This window comes from Methylocystis sp. Sn-Cys (assembly GCF_016745395.1).
Taxonomy (GTDB): Bacteria; Pseudomonadota; Alphaproteobacteria; order Rhizobiales; family Beijerinckiaceae; genus Methylocystis; species Methylocystis iwaonis.
Window position 1 is genome coordinate 192,224 of record NZ_JAERVJ010000002.1, and the last position, 14,657, is coordinate 206,880.

Consider the following 14,657-nt stretch of genomic DNA (forward strand, 5'->3'; position numbering starts at 1 on the left):
CCAGCGGGGGAGACTGGTCTGATGACGAGAGGCGAAATTCTTGTCGCCGACGACGACGCCGCGATCCGCACTGTCGTCGCCCAGGCGCTCTCGCGCGCCGGTTACGAGGTGCGCACCACCGGCACGGCGGCGACCTTATGGCGTTGGGTGCAATCGGGCGAGGGCGATCTCGTTGTCACCGACGTGGTGATGCCGGACGAAAATGCTTTCGAGCTTCTGCCGCGCATCAAGAAGCTGCGGCCGGAATTGCCCATCATCGTGATGAGCGCCCAAAACACTTTCATGACGGCGATCCGCGCGTCTGAGCGGGGCGCCTATGATTATCTGCCGAAGCCCTTCGATCTGAAGGAGCTTGTCGGCATCGTCGGCCGCGCCATGGCCGAGCCGCGCAAGGGCGGCGAGGAGGCCGCGCCGGAAGAAATGGAGGGCATGCCGCTCGTCGGGCGCTCTCCGGCGATGCAGGAGATCTATCGCTCGCTCGCGCGGCTGATGCAGACCGATCTGACGGTCATGATCAACGGCGAGTCCGGCACGGGCAAGGAGCTGGTCGCGCGCGCGCTGCATGATTACGGCAAGCGCAAGAAGGGCCCCTTCGTCGCGGTGAATATGGCGGCGATTCCGCGCGACTTGATCGAGAGCGAGCTGTTCGGCCATGAGAAGGGCGCCTTCACTGGCGCGAACCAGCGCTCGGCCGGCCGTTTCGAGCAGGCCGAGGGCGGCACGCTCTTCCTCGATGAAATCGGCGACATGCCGATGGAGGCGCAGACGCGTCTGCTGCGCGTGCTGCAGCAGGGCGAATATACGACAGTCGGCGGCCGCACGCCGATCAAGACGAATGTCCGCATCATCGCCGCGACCAACAAGGATTTGCGCGGTCTGATCCAGCAGGGTCTCTTCCGCGAGGACCTATATTTCCGTCTCAACGTCGTGCCGCTGCGCCTGCCGCCGCTGCGCGAGCGCACCGAGGATATTCCTGATCTCGTCCACCACTTCTTCAAAGTGGCGGCGAGCGAAGGTCTGCCGCAGAAATATATCGAGCAGGCGGCGCTCGACCGGATGAAGAGATACCGCTGGCCGGGCAATATTCGCGAGCTGGAAAATCTCATCCGCCGCCTCGCCGCGCTGCATCCGCAGGAAGTGATCTCCGACCCGCTCGTCGAAGCGGAGTTGGACCACGAGTTGCGGCAGGCGACAGTGGATAAGCAGTCGTCGCCCGGCGCCGCGCCGACGAAGGAGCTGGAGAACGGCCAGACGCTCTCGACCTCCGTCGAGCAGCACCTTGCCAAGCTCTTCCGCGATTATGGCGACGGCCTGCCGCCGCCCGGGCTTTATCACCGCGTCATCCGCGAGATCGAAATCCCGCTGATCTCCGCGGCGCTGGCGGCGACGCGCGGCAATCAGATCAAGGCGGCGGAGCTTCTGGGGTTGAACCGGAATACGCTGCGGAAGAAGGTCAATGATCTCGACATTCGGCTGATGCGGTCGCCGAGGTGAAGAAATTTTCCAAGGACGATACGAAATCCGCTTGATTGGGGAGCTGTCATTCCCGACGCTCGCGCAGCGAGCGATCGGGAATCCAGAGCCGGACCAGCGCTCTTGCGGCTCTGGATTCCCGGTCGGGCTTTCAGCCCGCCGGGAATGACAAGGCCCCACGCGAGCTGTCCAAACGGAAAGAGCGAGCCTGCTTTCGGAGAAGACGCGCTTCTACCCACAGGGCGCGATGAGTCGCTTAGTTTTAAGTTTCACCTTGTTTGCCTGCCTTTATCCGCCAGATTTCGCCAATTTCCGCCATCGGCCGGGCGCTACGCCGCTCCAACTTTCGAAGGCGCGACTGAAATGCGCGGGGTCACGATAGCCGAGCATCATCGCAATCTCGGTGATTGACAGGTCTGGTTGGCAAAGAAAGCTTATCGCCCGTCGCTGCCGTGTGTTTTTCAGAAGATCGGAGAAACTCAGCCCCAGTTCCGCGAGCCGACGCTGCAGCGTTCGTTTCGATAGGCCCATCCGACGAACAATGCGCGAAAGGTCAGGACGACCGTCGAGAAGCTCCAGATCGATCAGGGCGCCGATATTGCCTGGCAAGTCGTCCGGAGCCGGTATGTCGAAAATGCGCGCGAGTTCGTCGGCGTCGAGGCCTCGATCCGCGCTGAGATGCGGGTTGACCGCCATGAGCAGCCGTTGATCGAAGACGATCGTGCCGGGCAGGTCACGGATCAGTGTATCGACGCCCATCTGCGCATCAATGGAAGGTCGCGCGGTGACGGGCAGGCCGCCGACCATGATGCGGCTTGGTAACCAATCCGCGCCGGCGAAATGGCGGATCATGACAATCATGTACCAGAGCGCGAGCATCTCGTTCTGAGGCCTCCCATCCGTGGCGGGGTCGGCCAACTCATAGGACCAGTGGACCTCGTCGCCATATCGTCGGACGGCTAGGCGCGTCGCACTCTGCATCATGTGCGGCAGACTTGTTCCCGAGCGGTGGATCGCTTCGAATAAGGTGGGCGCCTGTGTGACCCATTTGCCGTAGACCCCAAGGCCCGCGATCGAGGTTTGGCGACCAAGGCGCGCCGCGAAAGCCTCGTCGCGCAGCTCGCGCGACGCGGTCGCAAGCAGCCGAAAATGGTCGCGCAGCGGCAGAAGGGTGTCGGGCGACTCCAACAAACGGATGGGAAGCTCCGCGCGCTGAAAGACGCGCTCGATCGAGCCGCCGTTCTCCATGACGACGCCCGCGATCGGCCCGAGCGTGCTCGCGCGCGTATATCCGGTCCGTCGCATCGATTGCCCTCTCGCGCCGTAAAAAGCTCGATTTCGGCACGCCAAGGCATGCAGATTTCCGGCGCGAGCATAACATCCCGCTTCCCGATCACGAACGCCTGACCACAGAGCGCTTGCGCGTGATCAAGGAGGAAGCGTATGTGCCTTTATTGTCTCAATCTTTCCTATGCCGCGAATGCGACCGGCGCTTTTTCGCGACGCGATATTTTGCGGCGCGCCGCGGCGCTCGGCGTGGCCTTGCCCTTCACGGCCGCCTCGAACGCAATCTGCGCCGCTGAGCAGAGCGGCCTGGCGCCAGCGGATTTCAAAAAGGGTGTCGAAGACCTTATCGCCCGGGCGCAGTCGCCCGAGCTTGCGGGCTATCGGCTCTTCCAAATCAATGGCCCCGATCTGCCTTGGATCGATCTTGGTCTCGAGGCTGTCAAAGGCCAGCAGATCACCTTTCTTATCACCGGTCGTTGGTGGCTGTCTCGACAACACGACCTCTGGTTTCGTCCCGGTCTCGGGTTCCACGCTCGCACGCGCGGCAAACGGCCGATCTACAGCCCCGGCGCCGACACGGGCGCCATGACGGTATTGCACGACGGTCCCATCGAGGTGGCCCGCCTGGCTTCGCTGGCCGCCGACGAGGACGGCCGCCTGACCATTCCCGAAGACGTCTACGCCAAGGACGACGTGACAATCACCGGCGTCGCGCTGCTGTGGCGCGGAGAGGCCGCCGCGGGTCTTGCGAGCCTTGCGGCCCATGGCGACGTCGGCGGCCTCTTGGCGGCGGAGCTGGCGCGCCTGCGGCGTAACCGCAGGCTGCCGGACGGCTGGTCCAACCTCTTCTTGCTCGGCGGCGGTGAGGAGAGCTTCTTTCGGGACGCGAACGGCGAGATCGTCTGTGAGAGCGCGGGAGGCGCGTCGATTATCGAGCGGCCGCTGTCGCTTCCTCTCGCATCGCGTCCAAAGCTCGGCTGGCGCTGGAAGATCGACCAACTGCCGTCCGCCGTCCCGGAGGATCAGGCTCCCGTTCACGACTATCTCTCCATTGGCGTGAAATTCGAGGATGGGCAGGACCTCACCTATATCTGGAGCGCCGCGCTGCCGACCGGCAAGGTCTTCCGCTGCCCGCTTCCTGGCTGGAATGCGGTCGAGACGCACATGATCGTCGACTCCGGCGAGAATGGCCTCGGATCGTGGCGCGAAAGGGAGCGGGACGTCGCTTCCGACTACGCCGCCCATATCGGCGGGTCGGCGAAGGCGATCAGCCATATCTGGCTGTTGGCGATCACGCCTTTCCAGCGCCGCCGGGGCGCGTGCCGCTACGCCGACATCAGGGTCGAGACGGCCGACGGCGTGGCGCACAAACTTTAGAAACGGGGGCTCGGTTGCTTTGCGCCACAAACAGAAATTTGTTTAACCAAGCGCCGCAAAGGCTGGTGCGTAATCGATTATCCCAGTCGCAACGGGCAAAGTCCCATTGAACGACAGAGCCATGAGGTGCGGCCCCGCATAGGGAGATGTGAAGCCACTTGCGAGGGCTGGGTCAAAGCCAAATTTTTGATACAGGTCTGGATCGCCAAGCACGAAAACACCCAGCCATCCTTCCTTTTCAGCCTCCTTCAAGGCTGAACGGACTAACGAACCGCCAATCCCTTTACGCTGTCGATCAGGGGCAACGGCAACTGGCCCGAGACCTAGCGCAGGGAACGGAGCGCCCATTTTCGATAACATGACGTGTCCCACCACGAACCCGGATTCGACAGCGATCATTGAGATAACGGCGTCGCCATCCGACCGGAGCTGCTCGACCAACCGCGCTTCGGCGAGTGTGGGAAAAACAGCTTCGACAATCTTTCGAATTTCAGGAACGTCAGCAGGCTCTTCGCAACGAATTATCATCTTATCATCTCTGTTTTCGAGCCGCTGCCTTGCAGCGATTACTAAGTGCAAAAGATAGGCTTGAAATTCCGGTATCGTCTCGGCCCGTTTGGCGGCCTCAGCGAATGGCCGCTTTGGGCCAAGCGCTGTCGCCGCCGATCGGAGAGCGGCGCTGGTTTGTCAGAAGACGCAGAGCAACCTGTGACGGCCGTCCCCAGGGCACCCGCACCCAGAGCGTTACGCATCTGCGACAGTCTCGCCTGCGGCCTATAACGGCCCAATGATCTATATCGGCGGGCCGGCGAAAGCGATCAGCCATATCTGGCTGTTGGCGATCAAGCCCTTCCTGCGCCGCCGGGGCGCGTGGCGCTAAGCCGACGGCTGACGGCGTGGCGTATCCGGGATAAACGTCCCATAGCGATGCGCTTGCGACAAGAAGGCGGCTCTGATCTGATCCCCGGTGAAGCCGAGCACCTTCAGAACATGGTAGCGACCCAACGCCGCGAGGTAGTGAAGATGGATAACCATTTCCTGTAAAACGTCGCTGGACACTTCCAGTCCCCGTCCGTGGGGAAGGAGATTCCGTAACTCTCGGATACGCTTAAGGTCTGGATTTCCCCTGAACCCATCTTCGTTCCAAATCTTATGCAAGCGTTCGAGACGTTTAAGAAGAGAATATCCATTGGATGCTGTCCCGCTTATTCGTCTGAATAAGGTAATGTCCGCTCTTGAGCCGTGTTTTTCGATCAGCGCATTCAGACGCTTCATATCCTGCTCAAAATTTTCATCCGCTCCCGATCCGAATGTGCGACGGTCAAAGTCTTCTAGGCAGCCAAGAATCTCACCGTATCCTTGAGTAATCGAGAGATCGTAATCTTCAGCGCTCTGAATTTGGTCGGCGAGGAAGATGAGTTCGTCACTGCTTCCCGAGACGTGGTTTAGCAGCGCCTCCAACGGAACAGGGGACCGTTTCTCGAACGTCAAGCGACGGAATACTTCTGGTGGAGCGTCTCGGCGCTTCTTTCTGGGGATAGGTTGATACCAGTACTCGGCGACGACCTCGTGTTCCTCGCCATTCCACAGTCGCTTATGCGTTGTAGGGAGATAATAGATAGGCGCCTGCACCCGTGCGCCGATCAGAAATTCGAACAGAGCGGAAACCCGCCCCGCTACACGAGTAACCGCGTCGAAATTGACCGGCTTGGGAAATTGCAGCTCCAGCAGGGTGTATTCCTCCAGCGTCGTGGCCTCGCCGCTGGGAACGCGGGTCGCGCTGGTAACCTTCGCCTGCGTTCCATCTGCCAAGGTGAAAGTGCGCTGCTGCGGCGGCTGAACATCGACAGAAAGGGAGGGGAGACCAGCGTCCTCGGGCCGCGACCAGTCTGGGTTGACAAGGCAAGGATTTACCCAAGCATGAAATGCCGGGTTTTCGACCGCGAGCCCCGTGAAGATGGGGGCGCTGATGTCCTCTAAGAAGACATTCCGTAGGAGGGCGTTAGCGACGAACCGTCGGGACTCCCGCATTACTGGGGTATCCATGCCGATGCTTAATCGACGGGTTCTCTGAACCCACGGCTGGATGAGTGTCGCCGGCCGCTGATAGTCCAGCCATCCTGTCAAGGTCTGGCCGCTGACGCGAAAGCCATCCTGGTTCTCGCGGCTCCCCGAAAACCGAATCGTATCGAGATATATTCCCTCATCCAAATCGAAGGTCAGGCGTGCGGGCAGGTGATCGGCTTCGTCGCTATGGTTCGGACGAACGGCGAACCATTCCTCGAAACTCTCAAGCCTCATCGAAATCTCTCATTACCGGTTCGAGGGTAAGGGTTTAAGAGCGCATCGCTCATGCGGTCGGTTTCGGCGCAGATCGTGGATGGCGCGTATTTGTCATGCCAGCCTTGATGTCCTGGCCGACGTTGAGCCGACCGCCTCGATTAACACCAAGCATGCGGCGGCTTTCCTAAACATCGCTACTCCGGAGCCAACCGACCGCTTCCGGCTGCATCCTCAACGTACCAACTACCCTAAGCCAGTAGTCAAGCACGGCCGACACCGATCGGAGAGCGGCGCTGGTTTGTGAGAACTCGCAGACCAACCCGTGACGGACGTCCCCGGCGCATCCCCACCCAAAGCCTTACGCATTTGCGACAGTCTCGCCCGCGGCCTATAACCGCCCAATGATCCAAACAGGCGAGCAAGCACTTTCCGACAGCGGCAAAAGCGCGGGCGGCCGCGCCTGGTTCGGGCCGGCGGTCGTCGTCGGCGCCGTCAGTTGTGCGCTCGCCACCTTCCTCGTCACGGCTGAGTTCGGCGTTATCTCGCCGACGGACAATCGACTCATCCCGCTTTTCATCGCCAATGTGTTCTTCGTCGGCGTCCTTCTGGCCATGGTGGTCGCCAAGGCGATGCGGCTGTATCGCGTCTGGCGGCGCGGCGAGGCGGCGGCGCGGCTGCATGTCCGCATCGTTGGCTTCTTCTCGGTCATCGCGCTCATTCCGGCGGTGCTCCTCGCCGTCGCGGGGTCGCTGACGCTGGAGCGGGCGCTGAACCCCGCCTTCATGAATGGCGTGAAGGTCTTTGTGCACAACACCGCCCAGGCGGCCGAAGCCTTTCAATCGAGCCAGTGCCAGGCGCTGCTTCAGGAGGCGCAGCTGACCGCCTCCGACCTCGACCGGGCGCGCGTGCTCTTCATCACCGACCGCAATTATTTCCACCAGATTTTCGACTCGCGCGCCAAATTTCTCGGCTTCTCCGTTGCGGCCCTGGTGTCCTCCAACGGTCAGGTCATCGACCGGGTGGATGTGAGCCAGAACGCCTCGGCGATCGTCATCGCGCCTCCGCAGTCGGAATTCGACAATGCGCGCAAGGGCGAGCCGCTCTGTCTGATGATCGACGACGGCAAGAGCTTCGTCGCGCTCAGGGCGCTGCACGCCTTCGAGAACACCTTTCTTTACGTCACCCGCCCGATCGACCCCTTTGCCGTCGACTTCCCCAAGCAGGCCGAAAAGCTGATCAGCAATTACGACGCTTTCGACGCCTATCGCGTGGCCGTGCAGCGCGCCTTCGTGCTCATGTACGCCCTGTTGACGATGATCATGCTGCTGTCCTCGGTCTGGTTCGGCCTCGATTTCGCCGACCGGCTGGTGAGCCCGATCCGCACGCTTATCGCCGCGACCGACCAGGTTTCGGGCGGCAATCTCCAGGTGCAGGTGCGGGTCGATCGCGCCCATGGCGAGCTGGCGCGCCTCGGCGACGTCTTCAACAATATGACGACCGAGCTGAACCTTCAGCAGAGCCGGCTGCTCGAGGCGAACCGGATCAACGACGAGCGGCGCGAATTCACCGAGGCCGTGCTGGCTGGCGTGCCGGCGGCGGTCATGGGCGTCGATGCGGACGGGATCGTGACCGTCCTCAACCGGTCGGCCGAGGAATTGTCGCTCAACGACGCCAAGGGGCAGGCGACGGTCGGCGCCAATATCGCGGACGTCATGCCCGAGATCGCGCCGCTTCTCACCGACGCGCTCGAACTGTTCCCGCGCGCGGTGCAGAGCCAGGTCACAATGAAGCGCGGGACGGCCGAGCGGACCCTCAACATTCGCGTGACCTCGGCGCGCCGCGCCGAGGAAGGCGCGCCGAGCTTCGTCGTCACGCTCGATGACATCACCGACCTCGTCTCTGCCCAGCGCACCTCCGCCTGGGCCGATGTGGCGCGCCGCATCGCCCATGAGATCAAAAATCCGCTGACGCCGATCCAGCTCTCCGCCGAGCGCCTCAAGCGCAAATATGGCAAGCTGATTCAGGTGGACCGCGACGTGTTCGACCAATGTATCGACACGATTGTGCGGCAGGTAGACGACATCAAGCGCATGGTGGACGAGTTCTCCTCCTTCGCCCGCATGCCCAAGGCGCGGCCGGCGCGCGACGACATCAGCGAATGCGCCCGGCAGGTCGCCTTCCTGATGCGGGTCGGAAACTCTGACGTCGACATCGTCGAAACCCAGCTAGGGGGGCCTGTCTATGCGCAATTCGACCGGCGGCTCCTCTCGCAGGCGCTGACGAATATCGTGAAGAACGCCATAGAGGGGATCGCCGCCCGCGCGCCGCAGGACGCGGCCGAGAAGGGCAGGGTCGAAATCCGCCTGTCTGTGCGCGAGCGCATGGCGGAAATCGACGTCATCGACAATGGAAAAGGCTTCCCGGCGATCAACCGGCAACGGCTGCTCGAGCCTTACATGACCACGCGGTCGGACGGCACGGGCCTCGGTCTGCCCATTGTCGCCAAAATCATAGAAGATCACGGCGGCCGACTGGAGCTTCTCGACGCTCCCGTTGGGCGCGGGGCCTGCGTGCGGCTCGTCCTGCCGCTGGCGGACGCCGACAAGGACAACACAAACCAGCCGGAAACGGCAAATTCCTCTGAAACGAGCGGGGCCTAATGGCAAGCGACATTCTGATTGTCGATGATGAGGAAGACATCCGCGAGCTCGTCGCTGGCATTCTGAGCGACGAGGGCCATGGAACGCGCACGGCCAAGGACGCCGACGAGGCGCTGGCGGCGATCGCCGCGCGCCGGCCGCATCTCGTCTTCCTGGATATTTGGCTGCAGGGCTCGCGGCTCGACGGGCTGCAGGTGCTGGAGCAGATCCAGAAGCAGCACAAGGGCCTGCCGGTGGTCATGATTTCCGGCCACGGCAATATCGAGACGGCCGTCAGCGCCATCAAAATCGGCGCCTATGACTTTATCGAGAAGCCCTTCAAGGCCGATCGTCTGGTTCTGGTCGCCGAGCGCGCGCTGGAGGCCTACCAGCTCAGGCGCGAGATCTCGGCGCTCCGCCAGAGGGCAGGGGCCTTCGACCGGATCGTCGGCTCGTCGCCGCCGGCGCATCAGCTTCAGCAGCTCATCGCGCGGGTCGCGCCTGTGAATTCTCGCGTGCTGATCATGGGCGCGCCGGGCGCCGGCAAGGAACTCGCCGCCCGTTGCATCCATGAGGCGTCCCAGCGCGCGGATGGGCCTTTCGTGGTCATCAGCTCGGCGACCATCACGCCGGAGAACATGGAGATCGAGCTTTTCGGCCGCGAAGGGCCGGACGGCGAGCGCAAGATCGGCGCGCTGGAGGAGGCCCATGGCGGCACGCTCTTCCTCGACGAGATCGCCGACATGCCCAAGGACACGCAGGCCAAGATCCTGCGGGTGCTCGTCGACCAGACCTTCCAGCGCGTCGGCGGGTCGACCAAGGTCCAGGTGGACGTTCGCGTGATCTCGTCTTCGGCCCGCGATCTCGCCTCAGCGATCGAGGAAGGGACGCTGCGCGAGGATCTCTTCCATCGACTTGCGGTTGTGCCGGTCCGCGTGCCGTCGCTGGCCGAGCGCCGGGAGGATATTCCCGCCCTCATCGAATATTTCATGGAGAGCCTGTCGCTCGCAGCGGGCTTGCCGCGGCGCAAAATCGCCGAGGACGCCCTTGCCGTTCTCCAACTGCACGACTGGCCGGGGAACATCCGGCAACTCAAGAATAACGTCGAGCGGCTGATGATCCTGACCGCCGGCGAGCCCGGCGCGGTGATCACCGCGGACATGCTGCCGGCCGATGTCGGGGAGCTGGTGCCCGCCACCCCCGCCGGCGTGAGGGGCGAAAAGTTGATGAGCCTCCCGCTGCGAGAGGCGCGCGAAGTCTTCGAACGGGAATATCTGGTGGCGCAGTTGAACCGCTTCTCCGGCAATATTTCGCGCACCGCGGAGTTCATCGGAATGGAGAGGTCGGCTCTCCACAGGAAGTTGAAGTCGCTCTCAATTGAGTAGTTATTTCAGATAATTATGACTTAATGTTCATGCTTTACTTTAGGGTTATCTGCGGCTTCCGAAGCGGGCTGGCCGACGGCCCGCATTCGCAGGGACTCACCGCCGTCATTGCGAGGAGGCGGAGCCGACGAAGCAATCCAGGGCCGCATCGCCGCCCTGGATTGCTTCGCTTCGCTCGCAATGACGGGCTCTGAGTAAAGCCAGCGCTCCTGTGGGCGGTTGCGCTGCACAATTGCGACTCCCTTAATTGCCCCGGCGCGGCCCGAGCGCCCCTCTCGTCATTCGGGCCCTCGGTAACGCGGTCGGGTGGCGGACAAGGGGAGCGCTGCTTCGAGTTCTTCCAGATCAAGCGAATGCTACACGCCTTGGTTGTGCAAACGCATCGAAAGCCTTTACTGAAGCAGTCGCCCAAGCGCCAGCGTGGCCGATAGCGGTGGCTAACTTCGGCTCCATTCGACTTCCGCCTTGCGCGAAAACTTTCGAGGGGTTCTAATGGCGGCGCGGCGACCGAACTAAAAATCATAAACCGCGGGGGGCGGCGTCATACCGCTCGGCTCAACAAGATAAAGAACAGGACAGCCGATGTCGTCGGAGCGTTCGCAAAATCTACAGGATACATTTCTGAATTTCGTCCGAAAAAACAAGGTTCCGCTCACTATCTACCTCGTCAACGGCGTCAAGCTTCAGGGCATTGTCACCTGGTTCGACAATTTCTGCCTGCTGCTGCGTCGTGATGGCCACTCGCAACTAGTCTACAAGCACGCCATATCGACGATTATGCCCGGGCATCCGATCCAGATGTTCGAACCGGCGGAAGACGAGGGCGTGGAGAAGCAAAGATAAGCGGATTGATCGGCGAAGTATCAGTTGAAGAACGCGCGCTCGGCGAGGACCGTACGCGCGCGGTCGTCGTCGGGCCCTATCTCTCGCGCGGTCCGGCGGCGCTTTCTCGTGATCCCCAGGCCCGGCTCGCTGAGGCGGTCGGTCTAGCGCAGGCGATCGACCTCGATATTGTTGGCGAGCTTCCTGTGGCTTTGAACGAAGTTCGGCCGGCGACCTATCTCGGGAAGGGCAAGGTCGAGGAAATTGCCGAGACAGTGAAGGCGCAAGAGGCGGGCCTCGTGAGCATGGATTGCCAGCTCTCGCCCGTGCAGCAGCGCAACCTTGAAAAGGCCTGGGGCGCGAAAGTCATCGATCGCACCGGTCTCATTCTGGAAATCTTCGGCCAGCGCGCCCGCACCAAGGAGGGCGCGCTGCAGGTCGAGCTCGCGCATCTCGCTTACCAGAAGTCCCGCCTGGTGCGGTCGTGGACCCACCTTGAACGTCAGCGCGGCGGCTTCGGCTTCCTTGGCGGTCCCGGCGAGACACAGATCGAAACCGACCGCCGACTCATCGAAGAGCGTATGCGCCGCATCGAGCAGGACCTCGATAAGGTAAAGCGCACCCGCGGCCTGCACCGCAAGACACGGCGGGAGGTGCCTTACCCCGTCGTCGCGCTCGTCGGCTACACCAACGCTGGAAAGTCCACATTATTTAATCGGCTGACCAAGGCCGAGGTGCTCGCCCAGGACATGCTCTTTGCGACCCTCGATCCCACGCTGCGGCAAATTCGTTTGCCGCATGGCGCGCGCGTGCTGCTCTCCGACACGGTCGGCTTTATCTCGGACCTGCCGACCATGCTGGTCTCCGCCTTTCGCGCCACGCTGGAGGAAGTGACCCTTGCAGACGTGATCCTGCATGTGCGCGATGTCTCCCATGAGGACTCGGAAGCTCAGGCGCGCGATGTCGAGACGATCCTGGAGGAGCTGGGCCTCAAGGGCGAAGCCGAGGGGCGGATCGTCGAGGTCTGGAACAAGATCGATGGGCTTGAGCCCGAGCGGCTCGAAGCCATGCGCCTCGCCGCGCGCGGTTTCGACCCGCGCCGCCGCCCGGCGCTGGTCTCGGCGCTGACAGGCGAGGGACTCGACGATCTGCTGGCGCGCATCGAGACCTTGCTCGCCGAGAGCCGCGTGACGCTCGCACTGGAGATTTCTCCGGAAGACGGGCAGGGGCTCGCCTGGCTCCATGCCCATGTCGAGGTCCTCTCCCGCGAGACGAAGGAGGACGGCGGCTCCCGCCTCACAGTGCGCGTTGCGCCGGAGCGCCTGGACGAGGTAAGACGGCGCTATTCATCGGCCTTGCGAACATAAGATCTTAGCGCCATGCACTGGTTTTACCTTGCGATTGCGATCCTCTCCGAGGTCGCGGCCTCCACGGCGTTGCCGGCGGCCCAAGGCTTCCGTAATCCGCTGCCGTCGCTTGCCGTCGTCGCCGGCTATGCGACGGCCTTCTATTTCCTGTCGTTGACGCTGGAAGACATCCCGCTTGGCGTGGCCTATGCGGTTTGGTCGGGCGTCGGCCTCGCGCTGGTTTCCGTGGCCGGCTGGGTCATTTATCGCCAGAGCCTGGGTTCGGTGGAGATCGCGGGCATCGTGTTGATAGGATTAGGAATTATCGTTTTGAAATTTGGCGGCGGCCATTGAAGTCATAATCTGCTTCATTGGTTTAGTGTCATTCCCGACGCTCGCGAAGCGAGCGATCGGGAATCCAGAGCAAAAGCCGCAACGCTTTTTGTGGCTCTGGATTCCCGCTCGGGCTTGCCCGCCGGTGACGATCCCCGATGCGCGCTGTTCAACCGGAAATGGGCGTCATTCGAAAACCGCCGGCAACATGCGCTTCAATGTCCGGTCTTTCAGCACATGGTGATGCGCGATGGCCGCTGCGGCGTGAAGCGCCGCCACTATCATCAGCGTATGCGCCAGGAACTCGTGGATTTCCTTGTAATAGTGCTTCAGCTCGCGGTTTTTGATCCAGGGAGAGGGAATTTCCGAGAGTCCGAGGAGCGGCAGCGCGTCGCCGCTATGGAAGAGCGTCACCACGCCGACGACGGGAACGGCGAGCAGCAACCCATAGATGGCGAGATGGCCGAGCTTCGTCGCCAGTTCACCGGCGGCTCCGAAGCGCGTGGGCTCGAGGGGCGGCGCAGGGGCGATGAAGCGCCAGACGATCCTCAGGACGAGCAGCAGCACGACCAGTTCGCCCAGGATCACATGAACGAACTCGCCCATATGGCGGATCGAGCCCTTTGGCAGATCGTCGCCGACAACGCCGAGAATCCAGGCGCCTGCGACGCATAAAACGGTGAGCCAATGAAAGAGCTGCGACGGCGGGCTGTAACGTGATGGGTTCGAGGCAATGGACATGGTACAGATGGCCTCCATGGTAGTCAGCGTGACCTTAGCGCCGTTGAAGGCTCCAAATTAAGGCACATCCGCCGCCTTTGGCGCGGCGCCGGCCTTTGCCCCTTTTTCCAGTTGCTTCGCCTCGCTCCAGAGCGCCTCCATTTCATCCAGAGACGCCGCCTCCGCGGACGAGCCCATCTCCGACAGGCGCCTTTCGATATGGTGGAATCGACGTTCGAATTTGGCGTTGGCGCCCCGTAGCGCCTGTTCTGGATCGACCTTGGCGTGACGCGCGAGATTGGTGACGACGAAAAGAAGATCGCCGATCTCCTCTTCCAGAGATTTGGGGTCGAGGTCCGGCCGGCGCAATACCTCGGCGACTTCCTCGGTCTCTTCGCGGATCTTCCCCATGACATGCGCGGCGTCGTTCCAATCGAAACCGACTTTCGACGCCTTCTGCTGCAGCTTCACCGCCCGCGTGAGCGCAGGCAGGGCGAGGGGGACGCCATCGAGCAGGCTCGCGGGAGCAGGGGCGCCTTTCGCCGCCTTCTCCGCCGCCTTGATGTCGTTCCATTGCGCCGTCACGCCCTCGGGCGTCAGCGATTCGCCCGCTTCGAAGACATGCGGATGGCGGCGGATAAGCTTGTCGCAAATGGCGCCGACGACGTCGGGGAAGGCGAAAGCGTCCTGCTCTTGGGCGATGCGGGAATGAAAGACCACCTGGAGCAGCAGGTCTCCTAATTCATCTTTCAAATCGCCAAGGTCGCCCGATTCGATGGCGTCGACGACCTCATAGGCCTCCTCGATCGTATAGGGAGCGATGGAGCGGAAATCCTGCTCGAGGTCCCAGGGGCAACCGGTCCCGGGGGTGCGGAGCGCCGCCATGATCTCGATAAGACGCGCAATGTCGCCGGACATCAGGGGGAGATCCTCTGGAGCAAAAGAAAACGCCGCGCGCCCGGAGGGGCGACGCGGCGTCTGATCAGATTGCC

General features: G+C 62.3%; 12 protein-coding genes. 7 read left to right on the forward strand and 5 right to left on the reverse strand.

What is annotated here, in order from left to right; genetic code table 11:
• Positions 1-21 precede the first annotated feature (21 nt).
• Entirely contained in the window at positions 22-1,494 is a 1,473-nt protein-coding gene (ntrC, locus tag JJT62_RS05690; RefSeq protein ID WP_202071742.1) for a nitrogen regulation protein NR(I), read from the forward strand.
• Between the two features lie 267 nt (positions 1,495-1,761).
• Here ntrC and JJT62_RS05695 read toward each other — a convergent pair whose 3' ends face one another.
• A complete protein-coding gene (locus tag JJT62_RS05695) occupies positions 1,762-2,778 on the reverse strand; it encodes an AraC family transcriptional regulator (protein ID WP_202071743.1) in 1,017 nt (338 codons plus the stop codon).
• Between the two features lie 138 nt (positions 2,779-2,916).
• Between JJT62_RS05695 and JJT62_RS05700 the strand changes: the two genes are divergently transcribed.
• Entirely contained in the window at positions 2,917-4,137 is a 1,221-nt protein-coding gene (locus JJT62_RS05700; RefSeq protein ID WP_202071744.1) for a DUF3047 domain-containing protein, read from the forward strand.
• A gap of 42 nt (positions 4,138-4,179) precedes the next feature.
• Here JJT62_RS05700 and JJT62_RS05705 read toward each other — a convergent pair whose 3' ends face one another.
• Positions 4,180-4,665, reverse strand: coding sequence for a GNAT family N-acetyltransferase (locus tag JJT62_RS05705; RefSeq protein WP_202071745.1), 486 nt, complete (start codon positions 4,663-4,665; stop codon positions 4,180-4,182).
• Positions 4,666-5,013: 348 nt separating this feature from the next.
• Positions 5,014-6,438, reverse strand: coding sequence for a hypothetical protein (locus JJT62_RS05710; protein ID WP_202071746.1), 1,425 nt, complete (start codon positions 6,436-6,438; stop codon positions 5,014-5,016).
• Between the two features lie 383 nt (positions 6,439-6,821).
• Between JJT62_RS05710 and JJT62_RS05715 the strand changes: the two genes are divergently transcribed.
• From JJT62_RS05715 to JJT62_RS05735, 5 genes are all read left to right on the forward strand, one after another.
• Entirely contained in the window at positions 6,822-9,080 is a 2,259-nt protein-coding gene (locus tag JJT62_RS05715; RefSeq protein ID WP_202071747.1) for a PAS domain-containing sensor histidine kinase, read from the forward strand.
• Entirely contained in the window at positions 9,080-10,444 is a 1,365-nt protein-coding gene (locus JJT62_RS05720) for a sigma-54 dependent transcriptional regulator (RefSeq protein ID WP_202071748.1), read from the forward strand. Before JJT62_RS05715 ends, JJT62_RS05720 begins: the two co-directional genes overlap by 1 nt.
• Before the next feature lie 582 nt (positions 10,445-11,026).
• Positions 11,027-11,287: an RNA chaperone Hfq gene (gene hfq, locus JJT62_RS05725; protein WP_202071749.1), complete on the forward strand. Its 261-nt coding sequence runs from the start codon at positions 11,027-11,029 to the stop codon at positions 11,285-11,287.
• A gap of 5 nt (positions 11,288-11,292) precedes the next feature.
• Positions 11,293-12,633 carry a GTPase HflX gene (gene hflX / locus JJT62_RS05730; RefSeq protein WP_202071750.1) on the forward strand — a complete coding sequence of 447 codons (1,341 nt, stop codon included), beginning with the start codon at positions 11,293-11,295 and terminating at the stop codon, positions 12,631-12,633.
• A 12-nt stretch (positions 12,634-12,645) separates the two neighbouring features.
• On the forward strand, positions 12,646-12,966 hold the full coding sequence (locus JJT62_RS05735; protein WP_202071751.1) for a multidrug efflux SMR transporter: 321 nt from the start codon (positions 12,646-12,648) through the stop codon (positions 12,964-12,966).
• A gap of 165 nt (positions 12,967-13,131) precedes the next feature.
• On the opposite strand, the gene JJT62_RS05740 is transcribed toward JJT62_RS05735, so the two are convergent.
• Both JJT62_RS05740 and mazG read right to left on the reverse strand, forming a co-directional pair.
• The gene (locus JJT62_RS05740; protein WP_246744737.1) at positions 13,132-13,686 is read right to left on the reverse strand and encodes a cytochrome b; all 555 of its coding nucleotides are present in this window, start codon (positions 13,684-13,686) and stop codon (positions 13,132-13,134) included.
• A gap of 57 nt (positions 13,687-13,743) precedes the next feature.
• The gene (gene mazG / locus JJT62_RS05745) at positions 13,744-14,583 is read right to left on the reverse strand and encodes a nucleoside triphosphate pyrophosphohydrolase (protein WP_202071753.1); all 840 of its coding nucleotides are present in this window, start codon (positions 14,581-14,583) and stop codon (positions 13,744-13,746) included.
• Positions 14,584-14,657 lie beyond the last annotated feature (74 nt).